The 21,415-nt window shown below is 72.8% G+C and carries 19 protein-coding genes; 7 read left to right on the top strand and 12 right to left on the bottom strand.

Annotation, left to right across the window (positions count from 1 at the left end; all coding sequences use genetic code 11):
• Positions 1 to 105 precede the first annotated feature (105 nt).
• On the top strand, positions 106 to 714 hold the full coding sequence (locus tag B0I31_RS32795; protein ID WP_219910905.1) for a CGNR zinc finger domain-containing protein: 609 nt from the start codon (positions 106 to 108) through the stop codon (positions 712 to 714).
• A gap of 165 nt (positions 715 to 879) precedes the next feature.
• Here the strand turns inward: B0I31_RS32795 and B0I31_RS32790 are convergent, their stop codons facing one another.
• The 3 genes from B0I31_RS32790 to B0I31_RS32780 are packed head-to-tail and all read right to left on the bottom strand — an operon-like array spanning position 880 to position 5,755.
• Entirely contained in the window at positions 880 to 1,977 is a 1,098-nt protein-coding gene (locus B0I31_RS32790) for an alpha-hydroxy acid oxidase (protein WP_106619272.1), read from the bottom strand.
• Positions 1,974 to 3,761 (bottom strand): ABC transporter ATP-binding protein, encoded by a 1,788-nt coding sequence (locus B0I31_RS32785; RefSeq protein WP_106619271.1) that lies wholly within the window; start codon positions 3,759 to 3,761, stop codon positions 1,974 to 1,976. Before B0I31_RS32785 ends, B0I31_RS32790 begins: the two co-directional genes overlap by 4 nt.
• A complete protein-coding gene (locus B0I31_RS32780) occupies positions 3,758 to 5,755 on the bottom strand; it encodes an ABC transporter ATP-binding protein (RefSeq protein WP_106619270.1) in 1,998 nt (665 codons plus the stop codon). The genes B0I31_RS32785 and B0I31_RS32780 overlap by 4 nt, the downstream gene beginning before the upstream one ends.
• Positions 5,756 to 6,028: 273 nt before the next feature.
• Here B0I31_RS32780 and B0I31_RS32775 point away from each other — a divergent pair, with 273 nt between their 5' ends.
• On the top strand, positions 6,029 to 7,219 hold the full coding sequence (locus tag B0I31_RS32775; protein WP_106619269.1) for a serine hydrolase domain-containing protein: 1,191 nt from the start codon (positions 6,029 to 6,031) through the stop codon (positions 7,217 to 7,219).
• An 8-nt stretch (positions 7,220 to 7,227) separates the two neighbouring features.
• Here the strand turns inward: B0I31_RS32775 and B0I31_RS32770 are convergent, their stop codons facing one another.
• Genes B0I31_RS32770 through B0I31_RS32745 form a run of 6 tightly spaced genes read right to left on the bottom strand, consistent with a single transcriptional unit; the run spans position 7,228 to position 14,080 of the window.
• Complete coding sequence (locus B0I31_RS32770; protein ID WP_146174040.1) at positions 7,228 to 8,982, bottom strand: condensation domain-containing protein; 1,755 nt, start codon at positions 8,980 to 8,982, stop codon at positions 7,228 to 7,230.
• The gene (locus tag B0I31_RS32765) at positions 8,979 to 9,923 is read right to left on the bottom strand and encodes a thioesterase domain-containing protein (protein WP_106619267.1); all 945 of its coding nucleotides are present in this window, start codon (positions 9,921 to 9,923) and stop codon (positions 8,979 to 8,981) included. The genes B0I31_RS32770 and B0I31_RS32765 overlap by 4 nt, the downstream gene beginning before the upstream one ends.
• Positions 9,920 to 11,389, bottom strand: coding sequence for an AMP-binding protein (locus B0I31_RS32760; RefSeq protein ID WP_106619266.1), 1,470 nt, complete (start codon positions 11,387 to 11,389; stop codon positions 9,920 to 9,922). Before B0I31_RS32760 ends, B0I31_RS32765 begins: the two co-directional genes overlap by 4 nt.
• A 2-nt stretch (positions 11,390 to 11,391) precedes the next feature.
• On the bottom strand, positions 11,392 to 11,901 hold the full coding sequence (locus B0I31_RS32755; RefSeq protein WP_106619265.1) for a phosphopantetheine-binding protein: 510 nt from the start codon (positions 11,899 to 11,901) through the stop codon (positions 11,392 to 11,394).
• Positions 11,895 to 12,671, bottom strand: a complete 777-nt coding sequence (locus B0I31_RS32750) for a hypothetical protein (RefSeq protein WP_106619264.1) — start codon at positions 12,669 to 12,671, stop codon at positions 11,895 to 11,897. Before B0I31_RS32750 ends, B0I31_RS32755 begins: the two co-directional genes overlap by 7 nt.
• Entirely contained in the window at positions 12,662 to 14,080 is a 1,419-nt protein-coding gene (locus tag B0I31_RS32745; protein WP_181320631.1) for an AMP-binding protein, read from the bottom strand. The genes B0I31_RS32750 and B0I31_RS32745 overlap by 10 nt, the downstream gene beginning before the upstream one ends.
• Before the next feature lie 151 nt (positions 14,081 to 14,231).
• Here B0I31_RS32745 and B0I31_RS32740 point away from each other — a divergent pair, with 151 nt between their 5' ends.
• Genes B0I31_RS32740 through B0I31_RS32730 form a run of 3 tightly spaced genes read left to right on the top strand, consistent with a single transcriptional unit; the run spans position 14,232 to position 17,129 of the window.
• On the top strand, positions 14,232 to 14,492 hold the full coding sequence (locus B0I31_RS32740; RefSeq protein WP_106619341.1) for an acyl carrier protein: 261 nt from the start codon (positions 14,232 to 14,234) through the stop codon (positions 14,490 to 14,492).
• Complete coding sequence (locus B0I31_RS32735) at positions 14,489 to 15,724, top strand: beta-ketoacyl-[acyl-carrier-protein] synthase family protein (RefSeq protein WP_106619262.1); 1,236 nt, start codon at positions 14,489 to 14,491, stop codon at positions 15,722 to 15,724. Before B0I31_RS32740 ends, B0I31_RS32735 begins: the two co-directional genes overlap by 4 nt.
• The gene (locus B0I31_RS32730; protein ID WP_106619340.1) at positions 15,717 to 17,129 is read left to right on the top strand and encodes a condensation domain-containing protein; all 1,413 of its coding nucleotides are present in this window, start codon (positions 15,717 to 15,719) and stop codon (positions 17,127 to 17,129) included. The genes B0I31_RS32735 and B0I31_RS32730 overlap by 8 nt, the downstream gene beginning before the upstream one ends.
• Before the next feature lie 15 nt (positions 17,130 to 17,144).
• Here B0I31_RS32730 and B0I31_RS32725 read toward each other — a convergent pair whose 3' ends face one another.
• The 3 genes from B0I31_RS32725 to B0I31_RS32715 are packed head-to-tail and all read right to left on the bottom strand — an operon-like array spanning position 17,145 to position 19,173.
• A complete protein-coding gene (locus tag B0I31_RS32725) occupies positions 17,145 to 17,936 on the bottom strand; it encodes a 2-hydroxy-acid oxidase (protein ID WP_106619261.1) in 792 nt (263 codons plus the stop codon).
• A complete protein-coding gene (locus tag B0I31_RS32720; RefSeq protein WP_106619260.1) occupies positions 17,936 to 18,217 on the bottom strand; it encodes a phosphopantetheine-binding protein in 282 nt (93 codons plus the stop codon). Before B0I31_RS32720 ends, B0I31_RS32725 begins: the two co-directional genes overlap by 1 nt.
• A gap of 26 nt (positions 18,218 to 18,243) precedes the next feature.
• A complete protein-coding gene (locus B0I31_RS32715; RefSeq protein WP_106619259.1) occupies positions 18,244 to 19,173 on the bottom strand; it encodes a 3-oxoacyl-[acyl-carrier-protein] synthase III C-terminal domain-containing protein in 930 nt (309 codons plus the stop codon).
• A 56-nt stretch (positions 19,174 to 19,229) separates the two neighbouring features.
• Here B0I31_RS32715 and B0I31_RS32710 point away from each other — a divergent pair, with 56 nt between their 5' ends.
• Positions 19,230 to 20,372, top strand: a complete 1,143-nt coding sequence (locus B0I31_RS32710; RefSeq protein ID WP_106619258.1) for a glycosyltransferase — start codon at positions 19,230 to 19,232, stop codon at positions 20,370 to 20,372.
• Positions 20,369 to 21,370 (top strand): thioesterase domain-containing protein, encoded by a 1,002-nt coding sequence (locus B0I31_RS32705; protein WP_106619257.1) that lies wholly within the window; start codon positions 20,369 to 20,371, stop codon positions 21,368 to 21,370. The genes B0I31_RS32710 and B0I31_RS32705 overlap by 4 nt, the downstream gene beginning before the upstream one ends.
• Positions 21,371 to 21,415: the final 45 nt, after the last annotated feature.

Below are 21,415 nucleotides of genomic sequence, written 5' to 3'. Positions count from 1 at the left end.
CTTGGATGTGCCAGTAACCGTTAGAACCAGCCTGGCATGTCGCCACGGCCGTTGTCAACGGATGGAGGCCGCTGCAACCGTTAGAAGTGCGGTAACCTCGACGACGTGGACACGGACGCGCCACTGCTCGGCGAGCCGCTGCCGGTCGAGCTGATGAACACCGTCTGGGCCGATCGGGACGGCGTGCACGACGCGCTGCGCGACCGCGACGGCGTCCGAGCCTGGCTGCGCGCGCTCTGCCCCAGAACGGACCTGCTGACCCCGAACGACCTGGACGAGCTGACCGCGTCCGACCTCGACCGCCTGATCGGTGTGCGGGACGCGCTGCGCCGACTGGCCGCCGAGGTCACCGAGGACCCACGCCCGACCGCGGCCTCCGACCCGAGCGCACTCGAAGCGGCCGTGACCGTGCTGAACGAGGCCGCGGGCGACACGCCTCGCTGGTCCGCGCTGTCCTGGACGCCCGGCCGGCAGCCCGCACGGCACACCCGCACCAGCGGACGGGCCATCGCGGCGACCGTCTCCGCCATCGCCGAGGACGCCATCGCACTGTTCAGCCAGGACACCCGCCACCAGTTGCGCGCCTGCCTCGGACCGGGATGCGTCCTGTACTTCGTCAAGCACCACCCCCGCCGGGAGTGGTGCTCGGCGGGCTGCGGCAACCGCGCCCGCTCCGCCCGCCACTACCAACGCCACCGCGGCACGACGAGCTGACCTTCGCGCGGCGGTGGTGCTCGCCCCGGCCGGCTTCGGTGAACCGCGACGAAAGCGGCCGGTGACACGATGGGACCGGGGCGCCGATGTCGCCAGACGGCTGATCACCGCATCCGGAGCAACCTGGCCGCCAACCAGGGCTGAGCCGCCCCGGTCGCCGGCTCTCTAAGTCCTGGCACCAGGGCTCTCGGCGACGGTCAGCCGGCGGGCCGAGGCCAGGTCCGGGCAGCCCGCCAGGCGCAGCGCCGTCTCGAACTCGTGCCGCAGCACGTCCAGCACGGCTGTCACACCCCGCTCACCGCCCGCCGCGAGCCCCCACAGCACGGGCCTGCCGACCAGGACCGCCGTGGCCCCGAGCGCCAACGCCCGCAGGACGTCCACCCCGCTGCGAACCCCGCTGTCCAGCAGCACCGGGCACCGCCCGGCCACCGCGGCGACGACCTCCGGCAGTGCGACCGCACTCGGCACCGCACCGTCCAACTGCCGCCCGCCGTGGTTGGACACCACCACACCCCGCACCCCGAGGTCGACGGCCCGCGCCGCGTCACCCGCGTCGAGGACCCCCTTGACCACCAGCGGCAGGCTCGTGTGCGCCCGGATCCACTCCAGGTCACGCCAGCTCAACGACGGGTCGAACACCGCGCTGGTGTGCCGGGCGATCACCGAGTCGCCGGGCACCCGCTCGCCGACCTCGCCGTCCGTGTTCACCGGCTTGACCCACGACGGCAGCGCGAACCCGTTGCGCAGGTCCCGCAGCCGCCGCCCGAGCACCGGCACGTCGACGGTCAGCACCACCGCACGACACCCCGCCTCCTCGGCACGGCGCAGCAGCTTCACCATCACCTCGCGGTCGCGCAGCCAGTACAGCTGGAACCACGTCGTGCCGCCCGCCGCGGCCACGTCCTCGATCGGGTCGGAGCTGAGCGTGCTCACGACGTACGGCACACCGGCCGCCGCCGCGGCGGCGGCGACCGCACGCTCGCCACCGTCGTGGATCAGCCGCTGGTAGGCCATCGGAGCCACGGCCAGCGGCAGCGTCGACGTGGCCCCGAACAGCTCGCAGCCCGTGTCGCAGGCCGAGACGTCCACCAGAGTCCGCGGCACGACCGCGACCCGGTCCAACGCGGCCCGGTTCGCGGCGAGCGTGACCTCCTCGCCGCTGCCGCCCGCGATGTAGTCCCACACGTCCGGCGCCGACCGCTCGGCGGCCAACCGCTCGACGTCGGCCGTCGACCACACGTCCGGCAACGACCCGGCGCTCACGCGTAGGCCGCCGCTTGCATCGTGTACAGCTCGGCGTACAGGCCGTTCGCGGCCATGAGCTCGTCGTGCGAACCCTGCTCCCGGACGCGTCCGCCCGCCACCACCACGATGAGGTCGGCCATGCGCACGGTGGAGAACCGGTGCGAGACGAGCAACGTGATGGCACCGGTCCGCCGGCCGACCTCGCGCGCACCGGCCGCGTACCGCTCGAACAACCGGTGCTCGGCCTGCGCGTCGAGCGCCGAGGTCGGTTCGTCGAGGACGAGCAGCAACGGATCGCGGCGCATCATGGCCCGGCCGAGCGCGAGCTTCTGCCACTGCCCGCCGGACAGCTCGACCCCGTCCGCGTAGGTCTTGCCGAGCTGGGTCTCGATACCGTCCTCGAGGCGGTCCAGGACGTCCTCGGCCCGTGCGCGGCGCAGGGCGTCGTGCACGGCGTCGGCCGACTCGATCTCGGCCAGCCCGCCGACACCGACGTTCTCGCGGGCGAGCAGCTCGAACCGGGCGAAGTCCTGGAACCCGGTGGCGATGCGGGCGCGCCACTCGTCCACGGGGAAGCGGGTGAAGTCCGTGCCGTCCAACGTGACCGTGCCGGTGGTGACCGGGTAGAACCGGCACAGCAGCTTGACCAGGGTGGTCTTCCCGGCGCCGTTCTCACCGACGAAGGCGACCGTGCCGCCTGCGGGCAGGGCGAGGTCGACATCGGCGATCACCGGTCGGTCGGTGCCCGGGTAGGTGAACGACACACCGCGCAGCTCGACGCCGTCCCGGATGAGTCGGGGTACGTCCCGGTCGGGCGGGGGAGGGGCCTGGCTCGCCACCAGCGCGCGCACCCAGCGCAGGTTGCCCATGACCCGCCCGGTGCGCTGCATCTCCTGCAACGTGGCCACGGACGAGGTGACCTGCTGGTTCACCTGGGATGCCAAGGTCAGCACGAGCAGCACGTCGCCCACGCCGCGGCGGCCGGCCACCGCGTCACGCAGCACCAGAAGCGTGCCCAACACGTAGGCCACGGCGAAGAACAGCTCACCGCCGGTGCGCAGCACCACGGCCCGGCGCTCACCGCGCCACAGCTCCTCCGACGCGTCGTCCCAGGCCCGGCGCTGGCGCGCGCGCAGCTCCGACTCCAGCCCGCTGACGCGCAGCTCCTTGGCCGACGCCGCGCTCGCCACGAGCCCGAAGAGGTGCTTGGCGTGCCGGGACGGCGGTGCCGAGCGCTCGCGCGCGCCGTTGACGATCGACTCGGCCCGCCGCCCGAGCAGCAGCGGCGGCACGGCGGCCAGCGGCAGCAGCAACAGCAGCGGGTTGAGCCGGGCCAGCAGGACCGCGGTGATCGAGATCGCCACCAGCAGGCCGAGGCTGTTCAGCAGGCCCTCCATCGAACCCCACCCGGCCCGGTGCAGTTCCTGGCGCAGCACTTGGAGCTTGTCGGCGTACTCGGGCCGCTCGTGGTGCTCCAGCCCGGCCGAGCCGTTGGTCATCTCGATCAGCTCGCGCTCCAGGCGCGGCACGGCGCGGTCGCCGAGTTCGAAGTAGAAGATGTGGGCGAAGTGCCCGGCGGTCAGCGCGGCGATCACCGCGACCACGACCAGCACCGCCGCCACGGTCGCGCCCCGGACGTCGCCGGCCAGCGCCGAGTCGGTGAGCGCGGCCAGGGCGGGCGCGGCCAGCGGCATCGCCGACGCCTGGGCGATCATGAGCACGACGGCCAGCACCAGGCGGTACCGGCTCTCCTGCCAGGCGATGACGAACAGCTCCCAGCCACCGCGGACGACCTCGATCACCGGCTGACCCCCTCCACCACGGCGTCCGCCGCCGCGCCGTCGCCCGCCGGATACCCGGTGGCCGTGTCACCGTCCAGCGAGTCGTCCGCGGTGTCGTCGTCCAGGCCGTGCGCGAAACGCCTCGCCTGCAAGGTGAACAGGCGCGCGTAGTGGCCGCCCGCCGCGATCAGCTCGTCGTGCGAGCCGCGCTCGACCACCTGCCCGCCGTCCACCACCACGATGTGGTCGGCCCGCCGGACGCTGGAGAACCGGTGCGAGATCAGCAGCGAGGTCACCCCGCGAGTCAGCTCCACGAACCGGTCGAAGAACGCCACCTCGGCGCGGACGTCCAGCGCCGAGGTGGGCTCGTCCAGCACCAGGACCGTTGCCCCCGCCTCCAGCGCGTAGAGCGCCCGCGCGATGGCGATCCGCTGCCACTGCCCGCCGGACAGGTCCGTCCCGCCCGGGTAGGCCCGCGAGAGCGGCGTGTCCAGGCCGTTGGGCAGGGCGAGCAGCGCTTCGGCGATCCCGGCCCGTTCGGCGGCGCGCAGCACCACCGCCCGGTCGACCGGCGCGTGCGCCGCGCCCAGCGCGATGTTCTCCGCCGCGCTCAACTCGTAGCGCACGAAGTCCTGGAAGATCACGCCGACCTGACGCCGCCAGAGCACCGGGTCGAACTCCGCGATGTCCACGCCGTCCGCGCGCACCGCACCCGACGTCGGCTCGTACAGCCGCGAGAGCAGCTTCACCAGCGTGGTCTTGCCCGCGCCGTTGACGCCGACCACGGCCGTGCACCGCCCGGCGGGCAGGTCCAGCTCGATGCCGTCGAGCACGGTGCGGTCCGAACCGGGGTAGTGGAAGCCGACGCGGTCGAACGTGAGCGACGCGGCCGGCGTGCCCGGGGGAACCTCGGCCCGACCTCGCGGGCGCAGGCCCTCGTCCAGCTCGTCCAGCCGGTCGCGCAACCGTTGCAGGGCCGTCAGCGACTGCATCGCGTACTGGGTGCTGGTGTCCGACTCGGGGTAGTAGCCGCCCAGCGAGATCGCCAGCACGACCGCCTGCACCCCGAGCGCCAACGCGGTCAGGCTGACCCGCCCGGTCGCGGCGAGCTGGGCGGCGTACACCATCGCGCCACCCGCCAGCAGCAGGCCCAGCGACGTCAGCAGCAGGTACGGGGTCAGGTAGACGCGGCGGCGCGCCCGTTCGAAGGTGTTGCGCACGGTCTCCCACACGGCCGCGTAGCGATCCGCGAGCCAGCCGGTGAGGCCGAAGACCCGGATCTCCTTCGCCGCCACGTCGGTCATCGTGAGCTCGTGCAGGTAGCCGATCTCGCGCATCCGGCCGATGAGGTCGCGCCCCACCCGCGAGTACTTGCGCAGCCCACCGCGCTGGCCGTAGCGGAACGCCGACACCGCCGCACCGACCCCGAGCGCCGCGGGCCACCCGATCGCCAGCCCGATCGCCACCACCAGGGCCACCAGGCGGGTGTAGCGGGCGACCAGCGCCACCAAGCCGAAGCACGCCTGCCCCGGTGTGCCCCAGTCGCGCTCGAAGGCGCGCACGGCTTCGTTCAGCTCGTCCAGCGTGCGCTGGTCCTCCAACGGCCCGATACCGACCGGCCGCAGCATCAACGCCATCGCGTCGTCCCGCAGCGCGCTGTCCACCCGTCGACGCAACTGCTGGCCCAGGGCGTTGCCCACGGGGGTGAGGACCTGCGTGAGCAGGAACGCGGCGGCGGCGAGCAGGAAGATCGACGTGAGCCGGTCCCAGGCCGCGCTGCCGACCCCACCGCCCACCGCGGCGGGCACCTCGCCGATCAGCACGCTCGTCGCGAGCACGAAGGCCACCGGCAACAGGCCGAGCACGAGGTTGAGCACGGTCAGGAACACGACCAGGCCCACGCCGCCGGACGGCAGCAACCGCGCGATCCGCAACCGCGGCCGCACCGCCTCGTCCACCCAGTTCGCCCACGTGGCGCGCAACCCGGCCGGCGCGGGCGGTGTTCCGGTCGTCATGGCGCTCCCGCGAGTCCTTCGGTGGTGCGGTTCGTCGACGATCCTCAACCGGCTGGCCAGGCGCCCCTGGGCATCCAAGCACGGGGGTGCGAGCACCTTCAAGGAAGTGATTTCGTTTATCCGCAAGGTTTTTCTTGCGCAACTCTGCGGATGTGCTCCGCCCCGGGCGGCCGAAGCCGTAGTGCCGGGCCGAAGTCCCCTCCCCGGCGTTGTCGCGGAAGGCTACGGTCGTCGCGCGACAGGCGGCGTGCGGACGGGATGAGGTCGAGGCTGATGGCCACTGGTGGCTTCTCGTCGAAAGGGCCGGCTCGGGTGCGGGAGCTGCTGGAGCGCCACGTCGAGTCCGGCTTCGTGCCCGGCGCGGTAGCGGTTCTCGGCCGCCACGGCGAGGTGCACGTGGAAGCGGCGGGCACCCTCGCCTTCGAGGGCGCGGGCTCGGGGACGCCGATGGCGGCCGACACGATCTGCCGCACGGCGTCGATGACGAAGCCGCTCGTCGCCGCGTGCGCGATGACCCTCGTCGACGACGGCACCCTGCGCCTCGACGACCCGGTCGACGACCTCCTCCCGGAGCTGGCGGACATGACCGTGCTCGCCGATCTCCACGGGCCGCTGGACGACACGGTCCCGGCGGAACGCCCGATCACGCTGCGGGATCTGCTGGCGTACACCTGCGGCACCGGGATGTTCCCGACCAAGCCGGGAAGGGTCCCGATCGTCGACGCGGTGAACGCACTCGACTACTCGTCGCCGGACGCGTTCATGCGCGGGATGGGCTCGCTCCCGCTCGCCTACCAGCCGGGCGAGCGCTGGATGTACGACACCGCCTCCAACGTGGTCGGCGTGCTCATCGCCAGGGCCACCGGCATGTCCTTCGGGGACGCCTTCCGCGAACGGCTCTGCGACCCGCTCGGGATGAAGGACACCGCCTTCAGCGTGCCCGGCGCGGACATCGCCCGGTTCGCGACGGCGTACCAACGCGACAACGCCGCCACCGGCGAGCCGGTCGTGGACGACGGCCCGGACGGGCGGTGGAGCCGACCGCCGAAGTTCGAATCAGGTGGCGGCGGACTGGTCTCGACCGCCCAGGACTACTTCGCCTTCGCCTCGGCCCTGCTGGCCGGTGGTTCCCACGACGGCCGGCAGGTGCTTTCCCCGTCGTCGGTCGCGCTGATGACGAGCGACCAGCTGACCTCGGAGCAGAAGGCGGTCTCTGGGTTCTGGCCGGGGTTCTTCAGCGGGATGGGTTGGGGTTTCGGGATGTCCGTCCTGACCGCCCCCAGCGGGTTGGGCCTGTCGGCCGGCAGCTACGGGTGGTCCGGCTTCTACGGCACCGCCTGGTACAACGATCCCGCCCGGGACCTGGCGGCGGTGTTCTTCATGCAGCGGGGACACACGGGTGACCAGAGGTTGCCGATCTGGCACGACTTCTGGCCCGCCGTCTACGAGGCGATCGACGACTGACCGCGGGATCACCGCCCGGTGCCGGTGGCGAGGGGTGCCGGCCACGCGGCGGGGTCCGTCGTGTCCGGCGGGGCGGTGGGGCACAGGACGTAGTGGCGTGGGGCGAGGGCGTTGAGGTGGTCGGGTAGCGCGGCCAGGCAACGGGCATGGGCCTGTTCGGGTGTCCGCACGGCGTCGGTGGCGGTCAGGTAGGCGACCAGCTCGCGGCCGTCGACCGAGCCGAAGACGCGGGCCGTGGAAGGCGCCAGGGCTTCGTCCAGCAGCTGTTGCACCTCGGCGAGGTCGACCCAGCACGAGTCGACCAGCACCCAGTCGGGCGTGCGGGTGATGGGTTCCAGGCCGGTGACCTCGCGGATGCGCGACGCGTCGAGGTCACCCTCGGCCGCGGCGACCAGCAGGCGCTCGACGGCCAGCAACAACGACTCCATCTCGGCCCGGGGCACCAGCCCGGTGTCCGCGCTCCACGCGTCGAGCCGGACCCGGCCGTCCACCTCCTCCAGGCCGAACCGCAGCGGCGTCCCGTTGCGGGGCACCGGACGCGCCCGCAGTTGCGTCTGCCGCAGCGCGGCGGCGATCTCCTCCGGCCGGTGCTTGACGCCCGCGGTGACCCCGGACCACGACTCGGGCACGAGGCTGTTGAACAACGGGTCGTAGAGGAAGTGCATCCCCCGTTCGTGCTGGATCCGCTCGTCCGAGGCGCCACGCTCGACGCCGTCGTACCTGGAGTGCCTGCTCGCTTCCAGCACCGCGGCCCACGTGTGCTTGACCAGCGCGTCGAAGCTCCGGTCGCCGACCTCGACGGCGACGAGGTTGCCCTGCGCCAGGGAACCGACGAAGTCGACCAGGTGGCGCTCGAAGCGGTTGCTCGACAGCGACGGGAACACCAGCTCGCGGTAGCCGGTGCGGCGCGCCAGCACCGCGCACGTCGCGGCGAGCACGACGGAGGACCGGCTGGACCGGGTGCGTGCCGCCACCTGGCGCACGGCCAACGCGGCGGCCGGGGACGACAGCTCCACCGCCAGCGACTCGCCGGACGGCGCAGCCCCCGGCAGCGCGAGCAGGCAGCGGGGTTGCCGCCGCGCCAACTCCCGGACGTAGTCGTTCGCCGCCCGGGTCCGCCGTCGCTCGGCGGGGGTGGCCTCCAGCTCGGCCTGGTCCAGCGGCTGGTGGCGTGGTTCGCCCACCTGGCGGCGGTCCGGGTGCGCGAGCATCTCGGTGAACTCGCGCTTGAGCACCTCGATGGAGCCGAAGTCGACGGCCATGTGCGAGAACCCCGCGACGCAGGCGATGACCGTGCCGTGCTCGTCGGTGGCCACCGCCATCCGCAGCGTAGTGGCCGCCGTGTCGCCGCGTTCCCGCAACCACGCGAGCAGCCGCACGGCCACTGCGGGGCGATCGCGAGGCCCCCACGGACCCTCGCCGAGGGTGCACACGTCGAGCGTGAACACGCCGGTCGCCGCGACCACCTGGCGCGCGTCCTCACCCCGGACGTAGGTGGTCCGCAGGGATTCGTGCCTGGCCACCAGCACGGCGGCCGTCCGGGCGACGTCGTCCACGGACACCCCGCCGGGCACGGGCAGTTCGACGCGCAGGACCGCGGCGAGGTGGTCGGCGTCGGGCTCCAACCACTGCAGGGTGTTGAGCTGGCCGAGGGTGACGGGTCCCTCGGCCGCACGCGGTCCGGTGGAGCTGACCTGGATGGCGTCGACGGGCGTGAGCCGCACGCGCCGCCTGCGCTGACCGGTGTCGGTCGAGGTGCTCATCCCGTGCCGCCGATCAACCCGCGCAGCGCGCCGGCCACGTCCCCGTCCCGCGGGGTGTGCTCGCGCGTCACCGCCGATGGCCAGTCCGCGAACGCCGGGCGGTCGTGCGAGGGGCTGAGGAGGACGTCGAGCGGACCGGAGTACGGCCGGGGTGCCCAGTCGCGGACGGCGTCCTCGTTCGCCTGCCACACGCGCGCCGCACGCCCGACGAACCCGGGGGTCGCGTCCCACGGCACGAGGTCGAGCTCCTTCCACCGGTCCAGGACCGCGGCCGGGTCGCCGGGCGGCTGGTCGAACCGGGGTCCGGTGTCCAGGAGCCCGGCGTCGACCAGGGCCAGCAGCCGCACCTCGGCTCCCTCCTCGGTGAGCCGGACGGCCATCTCGTGGGCGACCGCCGCGCCGGTCGAACATCCGCCGAGCAGGTAGGGGCCGGTCGGCCGCACCGCGCGGACGGCTTCGACGTAGCTGTGCGCCATGGCCCGCACCGAGGCGACCGGGTCGACGTCCGAGTAGAGCCCGGCCGCTTGGAGCCCGAACACGCTGAAATCCTCGCCCAGCGCCTGGGCGAGCCCGGCGTACGGGCCGACCTGCCCGTTGGCCGGGTGGACCAGGAACAACGGGGGAGCCGTCCCGTCGCCGCGCTGGATCTCCACCAGCGGGCCGGACAGCTGCGCGTTGTGCTCGCGCAGCCGGGCGGCGAGGCTCTCCACGGTGGGGTGCTCGGTCATCACGTTCAGGGGCAGTTGCACGCCCAGGTCTTCGAGGACGGCGTTCACGACCCGGGCCGCGTCGAGGGAGTTGCCGCCCAGCTCGAAGAAGTTCTCCCGGATGCCGACGGCGAACCCGATGACCTCCTGCCACTGCCGTGCCAGCCACAGCTCCACCGGGTCGCGGGGGTGCCGGTAGCCGGTGTCGAGCACATCGTCCACGGTCGGGTTCATGGTGTGGGCGCACCGCCTTCGTGATCGGCGGCGAGCCGCCAGCGCTGGATCTTCCCGGCCGCGGAGCGGGGGAGTCGGTCGACGAACGTGAAGTGCTTCGGGATCTTGTAGCCGGCCAGCCGCCGACCGCAGTGCGCGGCGAGGTCGGCCTTGCGGACGCTCACCTCGGGCCGCAGCACCACCTGCACGCCGACCACCGACCCGAGGGTCCGGTGCGGCACGGCCAGCGCGACGGCGTCGACCACCGCGGGGTGGGCCAGCAGCGCGGCCTCGACCTCGTTCGGGTCGACCTTCTCGCCGCCCACGTTGATCGTGCCGTGGTCGCGGGGTTCGAGGTAGAGGTAGCCGTCGCGGTCGAGCCTGCCGCGGTCGCCCACCGTGGCGAACCCGTCCGGGGTGGTGCGGACGAGCTGGTCGTTGACGTAGTCGGACCGGCCGACCCGCTGGGGGGTGCGCATGAACACGGTGCCGGCCTCGCCCGGCGCGACCGGTGCGCCGTCGTCGCCCAGGACGCGGAGCTGGGTCAGGACACCGCGCCCGACCGTGCCCGGCCGGGCCAGCCACTCGTCGCCGCGGGCCAGCGTCACGCCGATGCCCTCGGTCGCGCCGTACAGCTCGAAGACCCGCTCGGGGCCGAGCAGGTCGATCCACCCGCGCTTGGTGTCCGCGTCGCAGGCGGCCGCGGTGTGCAGGAGTGCGCGCAGGCTGTCGAAGGCCGCCGGGTCCGCGTCGGCGAGCATCAGGATCTCGCGCATGTGCGTCGGCGTCAGCTGCACCCACTCGACGCGGTGCCGCCGCACCAGGTCCACGGTCCACTGCGCGGCGAAGAACGGTTGCAGCACCACGGTGTTCAGGTCCAGCAGCGCGTCCACGAACGCGGTGAACGGTGCCGCGTGGTACAGCGGACCGACGATGAGCTGCCGCTGGCCGGTGCGCCACCCGGTCTGCCGGATCACCAGCGACGGTGTCCGCGCCGGGTCGTAGCGCAGCGGCCCCGGTCGCGCGGAGATCTTCGGCACGCCCGTGCTCGCACCGGTCGCCAGCAGGTAGGCCACGGCGCCGTCCCGGGTCGACGGCGGCGTGGCCGACACGATCGCCGGTCCCGGGCGGTTCCCGACGTCCATCAGGTGGACGTGCCCGTACCGGCGGCCGAGCAGCCCGAGCAGGACGTCCCGCTCGGCGGCGGGGGTGGCGGGGTTCAGCGGGAAGACGGGCACCTCGGCCGCGAGCGCCGCCGCGATGCCGGTCGCCGCGCCCAGGGTGTTGGCCGCCTCCACGACGACGCACGACGGCACGTCCGGGTCGAGCGCCGCCCGCAGCGCGGCCGCCGCGTCCTCCACCGACTCGGCGAGCTCCCCCCACGACAGGGTCTGCTCGGCCAGGTCGGCGTCGAACCCGATCAGGGCCGTCCGACCGGGTTCGGCGCGGGCGATGTCGGCGATCCGCCGGTGCACGGGGAGGGTCATCGCTACCGCAGCATCTCGGCCAGCCGCCGGACGCTGGACGCGCTCATGAACTCGTACACGTCCAGCGGCCGGTCGAACTCCGCCTCGAGCGCGGCGATGATGCCCAGCGCGGACAGCGAATCGCCGCCCAGCTCCAGGAAGTCGTCGGTCGCGCCGACCGGCCGCACGTCCATCTGCGCCGACCAGATCGCCGCCACCCGCCGTTCGACGTCGTCGCGCGGGTCCTCGAACAGGGTGCACCGGCCGTCCGCGACGGCCGCCGCCAGCTGCCCGGCGTCCACCGCGCCGTCCGCCATCGGGACCTGGTCCACGACGAGCACCCCGTTGAGCCCGCAGTCCTCGCCCAGCTGTTGGTGCACGTGGTTGCGCAGCACCGGTCCGCTCAGGTACTCGGTCAGCTCGACGGCGGCGACCGTGACGTCACGCCCGTCGTGGCGCACGACGGCGACCTCGGCCCGGTTCACACCGGGGTGCGCGGACAGGACGTCGGCTATCTCGGCCACGTTCACCACGGGCGCTCTCCTATCAGCAGTTCGGCGACGAGGTCGTGCACCGCGGGCTCGCGCAGCAGGTCGGCGTGGTCGAAGTCCAGCGCGAGGCGGCGGACGTCGTCCACGGGCGGCTCGTGGTCCTTCGAGGACACGAACAGCGGTGTCCCGGAGCGCGTGTCGAACCTGCCCTGGGCGGCGAGCAGCATGTAGTCCACGTAGGCGGTGAACCCGCCGGTGAGCTGCTGCCGGAAGAACTGGTTGAGCGACAGCCGGGCGGCAACCTCGCCCATCAGCGCGTCGTACCGGTCGACCAGGGACGCGGCGATGCGGGGCAAGTCGTCCGGGTGCGCCTCGACCAGCGCGTCCGCCAGGGCACGCGCGTCGTCCAGCTCCTCGGCGGTCAGGTGGTCCGCGGAGGTCTCGATGGTGGACGTGAACTGGTGGCCCAGCGAACCGGCCGTGGTCGCCGCGGCGTCGAAGAGCACGGTCACCGGCGCGGGTGCCGACTCGGCGACGGCGTCGGCGACGCAGGTGGCCAGCGACGCCCCGGCGCAGTACCCCAGCACCGCGCGCACCGGTCGGCCGGTCGCCGCCGCGTCCGCCACCCAGCGGTCGACGCACGCGTCGAGCGGCCCCGAGCCCGGTTGGGCGATGTGCAGGAAGGAGGCGTCCACCGGAACACCGGACGCCAGGTCCGCGAACCCCGCCGCGGCCCGTCCACCGGGGAAGTCGAGGCACAGCACGAGGTCGGGTCCGCGATCGGACAGCTGTCGCCAGTGCGTCAGATCCACGGCCCGACCTCCTGGGTGTCCACGGCCGCCGTCAGCGCCCGGTAGTCGACCTTGCCGCCGGGCGTCTGGGGCAGGCGGTCGACGTGGCGGACCGCCACGTGCCGGCTCGGCACACCCAGCGCCTCGGCCAATCGCCGCCGCTGCTGCTCGTGCACGTCCGGGCCGCCCGCGCCGAACAGGTACACCACGTCGTCGCGGCAGACCACGGCGGACGGGTGGTCGGACCGCTCGACCAGGCGCTCCAGGTCGTCCAGGCTCGTGCGGACGCCGAGCACCTTGGCGATCCGCTTGGTGCGCCCGGTCAGGTAGAGGTAGCCGTCGCGCAGGTACCCGAGGTCGCCCGTGTCCAGGACGTCCACTTCGGGGCCGCGGCCGAGGTCGTCGCGACCGGTCGCGTAGCCGAGCATCACGCCCGGGCCGCGGTAGTGCACGGCGCCCTCGCCGGGTGCGGCCCGGTCGTGCGCCTCGACGGGCGCGATGGTGATGACGCCGCCGGGCACCGCCGTCCCGACCGAGCCGAGGCGGTCCGGGAGGGCGTCCGGGTCGAGGCACGTGATCCGCGAGGTGGCCTCGGTCTGGCCGTACATGGGGAAGAACCGGCCCTGCCGCCGCTGCATCATCCGCACCAGCCGCATCGTCAGCTCGTCGCCGAGACGTGCGCCCGACTGGGTCATCGTGCGGATGTCGGTGTGTTCCAACAGCTTCAGGTGCGCGGGGCCGAACGCCGCGTAGGTCGTCGGCACAGCCGCGAACGAGGTGGCGCCCGCCCTGGTCACGTGGTCCCACAGCGCCAACGACAACGGCGACCGGTCGGTCAGCACGATGCTCGCGCCCGCGCTCAGGTGGCTGTTCACCACCGATAAGCCATAGGCATGGGTGATCGGTAACGTCGTCGGCGCGCGCTCGGCGGCCGTGACGCCCAGCACGCGGACGATCGCGGCGGCGTTGTCGGCCACCCCGTCGTACGACAACCGCACCGCTTTGGGGCTCCCCGTCGTTCCGGAAGTCGACAGCAGCAGCGCCGTGTCCGGGAAGATGTCGCCCGCCGGTTGCGCCGAACGCCGGCGGAAGACGTGCGAACCTCCCACCATCTCGCCGGGCACGTAACCGAGGGCGGCCAAGTCCGAGCCGCCACCGGGGCCCGGCACGACGAATTCCGGCTGGTACTTCGAAACTATTTCGGACGAGGCGGGCAGGAATGCGACCGTGTGGCCGAGCCGCAGCGCGGCCAGGTAGGTCAGCAGCGTGGACAGGTCGCGATCTCCCGCGCACAGCACCAACGCCTTGGTGTCGTGGCGCAGGGACCGCTCCGCTTCGCCGACAAGAGCGGCCAAGTCGCCGTACGACACCGTCTGCCCGCCGACGAGGTGGACGGCAGGGGACCGCGGCGGCGCCTCTCCGTGCGTCACGAGATCCAGCATCGCCGAGGGCATGGCGCACATTCTGCGGTCTGTTCGGGAACCGGTCCATAGCCCGTATTCGGTGATGTGCTTGCACTTGACGGCCTCGACCCTCGTGGTGCAGATTCCGGTTGACCTCCCGGAGAGGGGAAGTTCCGCCATGGAATCCGAGATCCGCCAGTTCCTTTTCGACTCGTTGACGGTCATGAAGTACAGCACCGCCGACATGGACGACGACACGGTGCTCGGCCCGGCGGGCGCCGACCTCGAATCGCTCGCCCTGGCCGAGCTCTCGCTGCGGGTGGAGGACCACTACGGCGTCCGGTTCGACGAGGACGAGGCCGAGCGGTTCGCCGCCATGACGGTCGGCGAGTTCTGCGCCGAGGTGGCCCGGCGCGCGCAGACCGCCACGGCGACGTGAGCGCAAGCGCCGCCGTGACGGGGATCGGGCTGGTCAGCCCGGTCGGCACCGCGGTCGAGGAGGTCTTCGGGGCGGTGTGCGCCGGTCGGTCCGCGGTCGTGCGCCCGCCGGAGGACCACCCGCTGCACGGTGTGCTCGACGCGGCCGCGATCGGGCCGGTCATCGACCCGGAAAGCGTTCTGCCGCCGAAGGAAGCGCGGGTCGTCGACCGCTCGATCGTGATGGCGGTGCGGGCCGCGGACGACGCCTTGGCCGACGCCGGCATCGAGATCGGACGGGATGTCGACCCCTACCGCGTCGCGGTCGTGCTCTCCGGGGTCGGTGGGCTCGCGACGCTCGCCGAACAGGCGGTGGAGCGGTCCCGGCGCGGCCGTCTGGGCGTCAGTCCGTTGCTGCTGCCCGGTGTGCTGCCCAACATGGCGGCGGCGCGGGTCGCCATCAAGTTCGGCATCCGGGGGTACACGTCGTCGTCCGGCACGGCGTGCGCCGCCGGTGGGCAGTCCATCGGCGAGGCGATGCGCATCCTCCGGTCGGGCGAAGCGGACGTCGTGGTGTGCGGGTGCACCGAAGCGCCGCTGTTCCCGACGTTCGCCGACGCCTTCGGCAACGCGCTCGCCCTGGCCCGCGGCTGGCCCGACCCGACCACCGCGAGCCGCCCGTTCGACCGGCGCCGCAACGGCTTCGTGCTCGGCGAGGGTGCCGGTGTGCTGGTGCTGGAGCGGCCCGAATTCGCGCGGGCGCGTGGCGCGGCGGTGCACGCCGACGTGCTCGGCTGGGGTGCGACGAGCGACGCGCACCACCCGACCACGCCCCGGCCGGACGGTTCCAGCGCGGCGGAGAGCATGCGGATCGCACTTCGGGATGCCGGACTGTCCACAGGCGACATCGACTACCTCAACGCGCACGGCACGGGCACGAAAGCGGGCGATTCCGCCGAGTCGGCGGCGATCCGGAGCGTGTACGGCGACGCCATGCCGCCGGTCAGCTCGACCAAGGGGGTCACCGGGCACATGCTCGGCGCCTCCGGTGTGGTCGAGGCGGCGATCGGCATCGTGGCCATGCGCAAGGGACTGCTCCCGCCGACCCACAACCTGGACGATCCCGACCCGGCCTGCGACCTCAACCACGTCCGAGGCGAGGCGCTGGCGGCCCGGGTCGACGCGGTCATGTCCAACTCGTTCGGCTTCGGTGGCCACAACGTGAGCGTGATCTTCGGGAGTGCCGATGGGTGAACGGATCGTCAGCTCCCGCCTCACCGTGTCGTTCTCCGGGCCCGGCGCGGGAACCGCTCCGCTGTCCTGGGGCCAGAAGACCATCCTCCAGGACATGCGCACCAGCGACTGGACCTACAACATCAGCGGCGCGCACCACCTGCCGGAGGGCCTCACCGTCGCCGACGTCGCCGAACGCCTGAGCCGGTTGATGAGCAAGCACCCCGCGCTGCGGACGCGGTTCGGTACCGACGACGAGGGCGAGCCGTGCCAGGTGGTGCACGGCTCCGGGGAGATCGAGCTGGAGGTCATGACCTTCGCCGACCACCTCGACCGCACCGACGCCGTCGACCACGGCAACCGGCTGTGGCTCAAGTGGATGGCGGCACCGCTGGAGGAGCACACCCCGTGGCCGCTGCGCATGGGCGTGATGCAGTACCGGGGCGAGGCCGTGTACCTGGTGCTCACCCTCGGCCACCTGGTCGTAGACGGAGTGGGCGGGTTGCTGCTCATGACCGACCTCGACCTCGGCGAGCTGGTCGGCCGCCCGGTGGACCCGGACGCGGTGCGGCTGGCCGACCTGGCCCGCCGGGAGGCGACGCCGGAGCTGCGGCGGGTCAGCGACCGGGCCATGCGCTACTGGGAAACCCACCTCCGTTCCCTGCCACCGCTGACGTTCGGCGAGTCGGGTGCGCCGGACTACGAGGCGGGGCGGCGCTGCCGGAACGTGCGGTTCCAGTCGCGGGCCGCGTACCTGGCCGTGGTCGAGGCCGCCCGGCGGACCCGCACGGACACCGGGCGGGTGCTGCTCGCGGTGATCGCCACCGCCATCGCCCGGACGACCGGCGTCAACCCGCTGACCCTGCACGTGGCCGCGGGCAACCGGTACCGGCCCGGGTTGGCCGACGTCATCGGCTCGGTGGTCCAGAACGCCGTGCTCACCCTCGACCTCGACGGCACGGTCGACGACGTGATCGCGCAGGCGCGCCAGGCCACGACCGCGGCCCTGATGAACGCCTACTACGACCCCGACCAGCTGGCGGAGCTGGCCGCGCGCTTGGACGCCGAACGCGGCTACCCGGCCCGGATCACCTGCCGGATCAACGACCGGCGGTTCAGCACCAGGGCCCGTGCCGACGCGGTGGCGGACGCCCCACCCCTCACCGAGGACGAGATCAGGGCGAGGCTGCCCGAGACGTACGTCAAGTGGCACAAGTTCGTCTACCGGTGGACCGACCAGCTGTTCGTCAACATCGAGGACCACCCGGACACCGTGTACCTCCAGGTGGTCAGCGACACCGAGGTCTTCCCGGCCGAGCAGGTGGAAGCGATGCTGCACGCGGTGGAGGAGGTCGCCATCGAAGCCGCGTTCCACCCGGACGTGCCGACCGGCGCACGACCCAGAGAGGCCGTCACCGGCGCCTGACCGAGGGGCGGCCGATCAGTCCACTGAGGACTGATCGGCCGCGACCACGGCGAAGCAGAGGTAGCGCAGGTCCCGGTCGTAGTCGCCCACCAGCACCGCGTCCTCGGACGCACCGGCCAGGTGCCACCACACCCCCGTCATGGGCTGCCCGGCCGGCACCCGGGTGTGGTCCGGGTGGTCCGGCCACACCGCGGCGAGCGAGTCGCTCAGCACGACCCGTGCGCCGGGGTGGCCGGTCGACAGCTCGGCCACCCCGCGGCGAGCCAGCTCGGGCACGGCCTCCGGCACCACGTCGGGGTACTGGCGGACCTCGGTCGCCCGAGTGCCCGCCCCCTCTTCGTAGAGCATGGCCACGCCACGGTGTGCCAACGGTGTCGCCGCCGCGGACTCGTACGGCAGCGCACCCTGTTCGACCACGACCAGCAGAGCTCGCCGCACGCCGTAGTCGCCGATGACGCGCAACCCGGTGAACGGCGACGCGCTGCCCTGGTCGCAGACGGCGAACGACATCGGGGTGCCGGGGCAGACGTGGCTGAGGTAGGTCGCGGTCGCCCGGCCCGGCCACACGTCGTGGATCGAGAACGCCAGCACCAGCAGGTCGACCGGCTCCGCCGCGGGCACGACCTCCGCCACCAACGCCTTGGCCATCTCGCCGTACGACTGGCCGGACAGGTCGGTGACGGGTCCGGCGCCGAAGGGCCGGACCAGGTCCGCGAAGTAGTCGGTCACCTGCGCGCGGTGGTCGTCGTCGGCGAGGACGTCGGCGTTGCCGGTGAACGCCCTGCGCCCGGCGCGGACCAGGCGCATCACCAGGGCCGGCTGTGGCCGGCGATGAACGTGGCCAGCTCGCCCACGGTCAGCAGCTCGTCCGGGCGCATCCGCTCCACGTCGATCTGGATGCCGAGCTGCTCCTCCACCTCCAGCAGCAGCTCCAACCCCAGCGACGAGCTGACCCCCAACTCGTCGGCCATGTGCATGTCCTCGGTGATCGGCTCCTCGCGCTCGACCAGCCGCTTGAGGACGGTGGTCATGGCCTCTACCACGCGGTCCCGTAATGCGCTGTCGACCTGGGCGTCGGGTGCGGTCATGTCGGCCTCCTGGGTGGGACGGGGTATCAGTGCTGGAACACCATCGCGGAGAACGTCGCCCCGGCTCCGGCGCCGACGGTCGCGACGAGGTAGTGGTCGCCCTCGCGGAGCAGGTCGCGCTCCCGGGCGGTGCGGTAGTTGGCGAACGCGTCGGTGCAGAACAGGTGCCCGTTGTCGGGCACGTTCGACAGCAGCACGCGCTGCACGGGGAAGTCCATGAGCGAGCAGAGGCGTTGCCAGGTCACGACGTTGACGTTGTGCGGCAGGACCAACCGGATGTCGTCCAGGGCGAGCCCCGCGTCGGCGACGGCCCGGTTGATCACCTCGGCCAGCGACGGGCGGTACTGGCGCTGGAACTCTTCCTCGCGATCGCCGTACTCGCCGTCGAACTCGCCGCGTTGCGCGCACACGAAGGACAACATCCGGTCGCGCGGCCCGTCGGCGCTCACCAGGCACGCGGACGCGCCCTCGCCGAACAGCGACGTGCCCGGGATCAGCCGCGCGTGGCGGGTGAACGCCTTCTCGCCCGTCAGCACCAGCGCCAGGGCGTCCTCGTGCGGATCACCGGCGAGCAACCGACCGGCCAGCTCGACCGCCAGCAGCCCGCTCGCGCAACTCTGTTGCGTGACGGTGAAAGCCAGCGCGTGACCGAGTCCCAACTGACGGCAGACGTCGTGCAGCGGGTTGTGCGGGTACGGCACGACGACCGGCATCGCCCGGCCGTGGACGACGTACCGGACGCGGTGCTCCTGGCCGCGCAGCCCGGCGAGCCCTTCGACGGCGGCGCGCAACAGCTCGGCGGGCGACCGGTCCGGGGCGAACCGGACCTGGTCGAGTCCGTGGAACCGCCGGAAGAGCCTGACCTGGATGTCGGTCAGGTCGAGCGGGTCGGCCAAGTCCTCGATGGGAACGCGGAAAGCCGGTGTGTACACCGACACCGCGTCGAGAGCGGTCACCTTCGGGATCCCACCACGCCGTTCCGGGGAACGTCAATGTGTGCCACCATGTTGCGGTGTCGCGGTTTCTGCTGGTCGTACTGCCGCTGCAAGGCCACCTCTACCCCATGCTCGCGATCGGGCAGGAACTCGCCCGCGCGGGTCACGAAGTCGTCTGGTGCGGTCCGGAGAACGTGCTGCGCCCGCTGGTCGGTCCGGACGCGACGGTGCACCCCACCGGCGCACGGGCCTACCGCCGCTACGACGAGGCGGGGATGGCCGGGGTGCGGGCGATGTGGGACGGGTACCTGATCCCGTTCACCCGCTTCACCCTCGGCCCCGTCGACGAGGCGGTGCTGGAGCACAAGCCGGATGTCGTCGTCACCGAGCAGTACGCGCTGGCCGGCGCGTTGGTGGCGCACCGGCACGGCGTGCCGTGGGCGACCCTGTGCACCGGCACGCTGGAGCTGACCCCGCCGGCGGACCTCGTCGGGTTCGAGGACTACCTGGCCGACAAGATGGCGCAGGCAGTGGCGATGGCGGGCCTGTCCGACGAGCCGATCGACCCCCGGTTCTCGCCGCACCTGGTGATCGCCCTGATGACGCCCGGACTCGTGGGCGACGCCGTGCTGCCGGACCGCTGCGTGCTCACCGGCGCGGCGCTGGGCACCAGGCCGAACGCACCCGATTTCCCCTGGCACCTCTGGGATCCCGACCGCAGGCACGTGCTGGTCACGGTCGGCACGCTGGTCGGCCACATGATCGGCGACTTCTACGACCGGGCCGCGGCGGTGCTCGCACCCATGGCGGACGAGGTGCAGGCGGTCTTCGTGACCTCCGGCGTGGCCGCGGAGTCCTTCCCGGACAACGCCATCACCGCCGAGCTGGTGCCGATGCTCGACCTGATGCCGAAGCTGGACGCGGTGGTGTGCCACGCCGGTGGTGCCGTCAACGAAGCGCTCACCTTCGGGGTCCCGATGGTCGTCGCGCCGGTCCGGGCCGAGCAGGTGGCGCTGGCGCGGCAGGTCGCCCGGTCGGGCGCGGGCATCGAGGTGTCGATCCTGGACGTCACGGTGGCCGAACTGGACGCCGCCGTGCGGGCGGTGCTCGACGAGCCGGACTACCGGCGCCACGCCCGTCGGATCGGGGCGGAGTTCGCCGCCGCCGGTGGCGCGGCGGCTGCTGCCGCCCACCTGGTCGAGTTGGCGTCCGGCACGTGACCACACGCGAGCGGGAGGACGGTGCGGTGGACGGGTCCAGGGTGAAGGCGCTGCCGGCGGCCGAGGAGTTCGCGTGGGCCAGACAGCGGCGGGCCGACATCCGCCGCGCGGGTGGCGTGCTGGACCTGGTGCTGCCGCTGCGGGAAGGCGGTACCGGCCCCGCGCTGTTCTGCGCGCCGCCCTTGGTGGGTGCGAGCTGGTGCTACCTCGCGCTGCTGCCGCACCTCGCCCCCGAGCACCCGGTGTACGGCCTGCAACTGCGCGGGCTGCGCAGGCCCGAGCCGCTGCCGGTCGACCTGGCCGAGGCGGCGCGGGACTTCGCCGACCGGATCAGGATCACCCAGCCACAAGGCCCCTACCACCTGTTCGGGTGGTCGATCGGCGGCAACGTGGCGCACGCGATCGCCGAGGAACTGGAGCGGCGCGGCCACGAGGTCGGCCTGCTCGTCCTCGGCGACACGATGCCCGGCCTGCCGAACAGCCTCAGCGTGGCCGACGACAACCTGTGGCTGGTGTGCGACTTCGTGCTCCGCGAGTTCGGCTACCAGCCGGTGGTCGAGCCGGACGACCCCGACCCGGTGCGCCGGATGCTGGAGGTGGTCCGCGGTCGGCCGGGCTTGGGGCTGCACGAGTGGCCGGACCGCCAACTGCTCGCCCTGCCGCACGTGATCAGGAACAACCTCGCGGTGGCACAACGCCATCGCCCCGGCCGGGTCCGCTGCCCGGTGCTGTTCCTGTCCGCCACCGAGGACGAGCGGACCACCGAGGCGAAGGTGGGCTCGTGGGACGACTGCGTGAGCGGACCGGTCGACGTCGTCGAAGTGGACTGCCTGCACGAGCACATGCTGCTGCCGGCGCCGGTCGCGCGGATCGGCGCCGCGATCTCGGCCCGCCTCGGTGTCGGAACCCCGGCCCGCCTCGCCGGGAACCCGAAGTCTCCCGCACCGACTTCGGACACGTCCGAAAGCCTGATTGCCACAGGGGAATCGCGAACCTAGTCTCGGAGCACACGTCCGCGCCCGCGATCGCCAGGTTCACGAGAC

The organism is Saccharothrix carnea, assembly GCF_003014735.1.
GTDB classification, from domain to species: domain Bacteria; phylum Actinomycetota; class Actinomycetes; order Mycobacteriales; family Pseudonocardiaceae; genus Actinosynnema; species Actinosynnema carneum.
The sequence above is the reverse complement of the archived record's forward strand: the minus strand, read 5'-3'. Positions and strand labels throughout refer to the sequence as shown.

What these genes read in the sequence shown, in the direction of transcription:
- B0I31_RS32765 (WP_106619267.1), bottom strand. Translation starts at nt 9,923, where the DNA reads ATGAACCCGACCGTGGACGATGTGCTCGACACCGGCTACCGGCACCCC.
- B0I31_RS32775 (WP_106619269.1), top strand. Translation starts at nt 6,029, where the DNA reads ATGGCCACTGGTGGCTTCTCGTCGAAAGGGCCGGCTCGGGTGCGGGAG.
- B0I31_RS32780 (WP_106619270.1), bottom strand. Translation starts at nt 5,755, where the DNA reads ATGACGACCGGAACACCGCCCGCGCCGGCCGGGTTGCGCGCCACGTGG.
- B0I31_RS32760 (WP_106619266.1), bottom strand. Translation starts at nt 11,389, where the DNA reads ATGACCCTCCCCGTGCACCGGCGGATCGCCGACATCGCCCGCGCCGAA.
- B0I31_RS32740 (WP_106619341.1), top strand. Translation starts at nt 14,232, where the DNA reads ATGGAATCCGAGATCCGCCAGTTCCTTTTCGACTCGTTGACGGTCATG.
- B0I31_RS32730 (WP_106619340.1), top strand. Translation starts at nt 15,717, where the DNA reads ATGGGTGAACGGATCGTCAGCTCCCGCCTCACCGTGTCGTTCTCCGGG.
- B0I31_RS32725 (WP_106619261.1), bottom strand. Translation starts at nt 17,936, where the DNA reads ATGCGCCTGGTCCGCGCCGGGCGCAGGGCGTTCACCGGCAACGCCGAC.
- B0I31_RS32720 (WP_106619260.1), bottom strand. Translation starts at nt 18,217, where the DNA reads ATGACCGCACCCGACGCCCAGGTCGACAGCGCATTACGGGACCGCGTG.
- B0I31_RS32770 (WP_146174040.1), bottom strand. Translation starts at nt 8,982, where the DNA reads ATGAGCACCTCGACCGACACCGGTCAGCGCAGGCGGCGCGTGCGGCTC.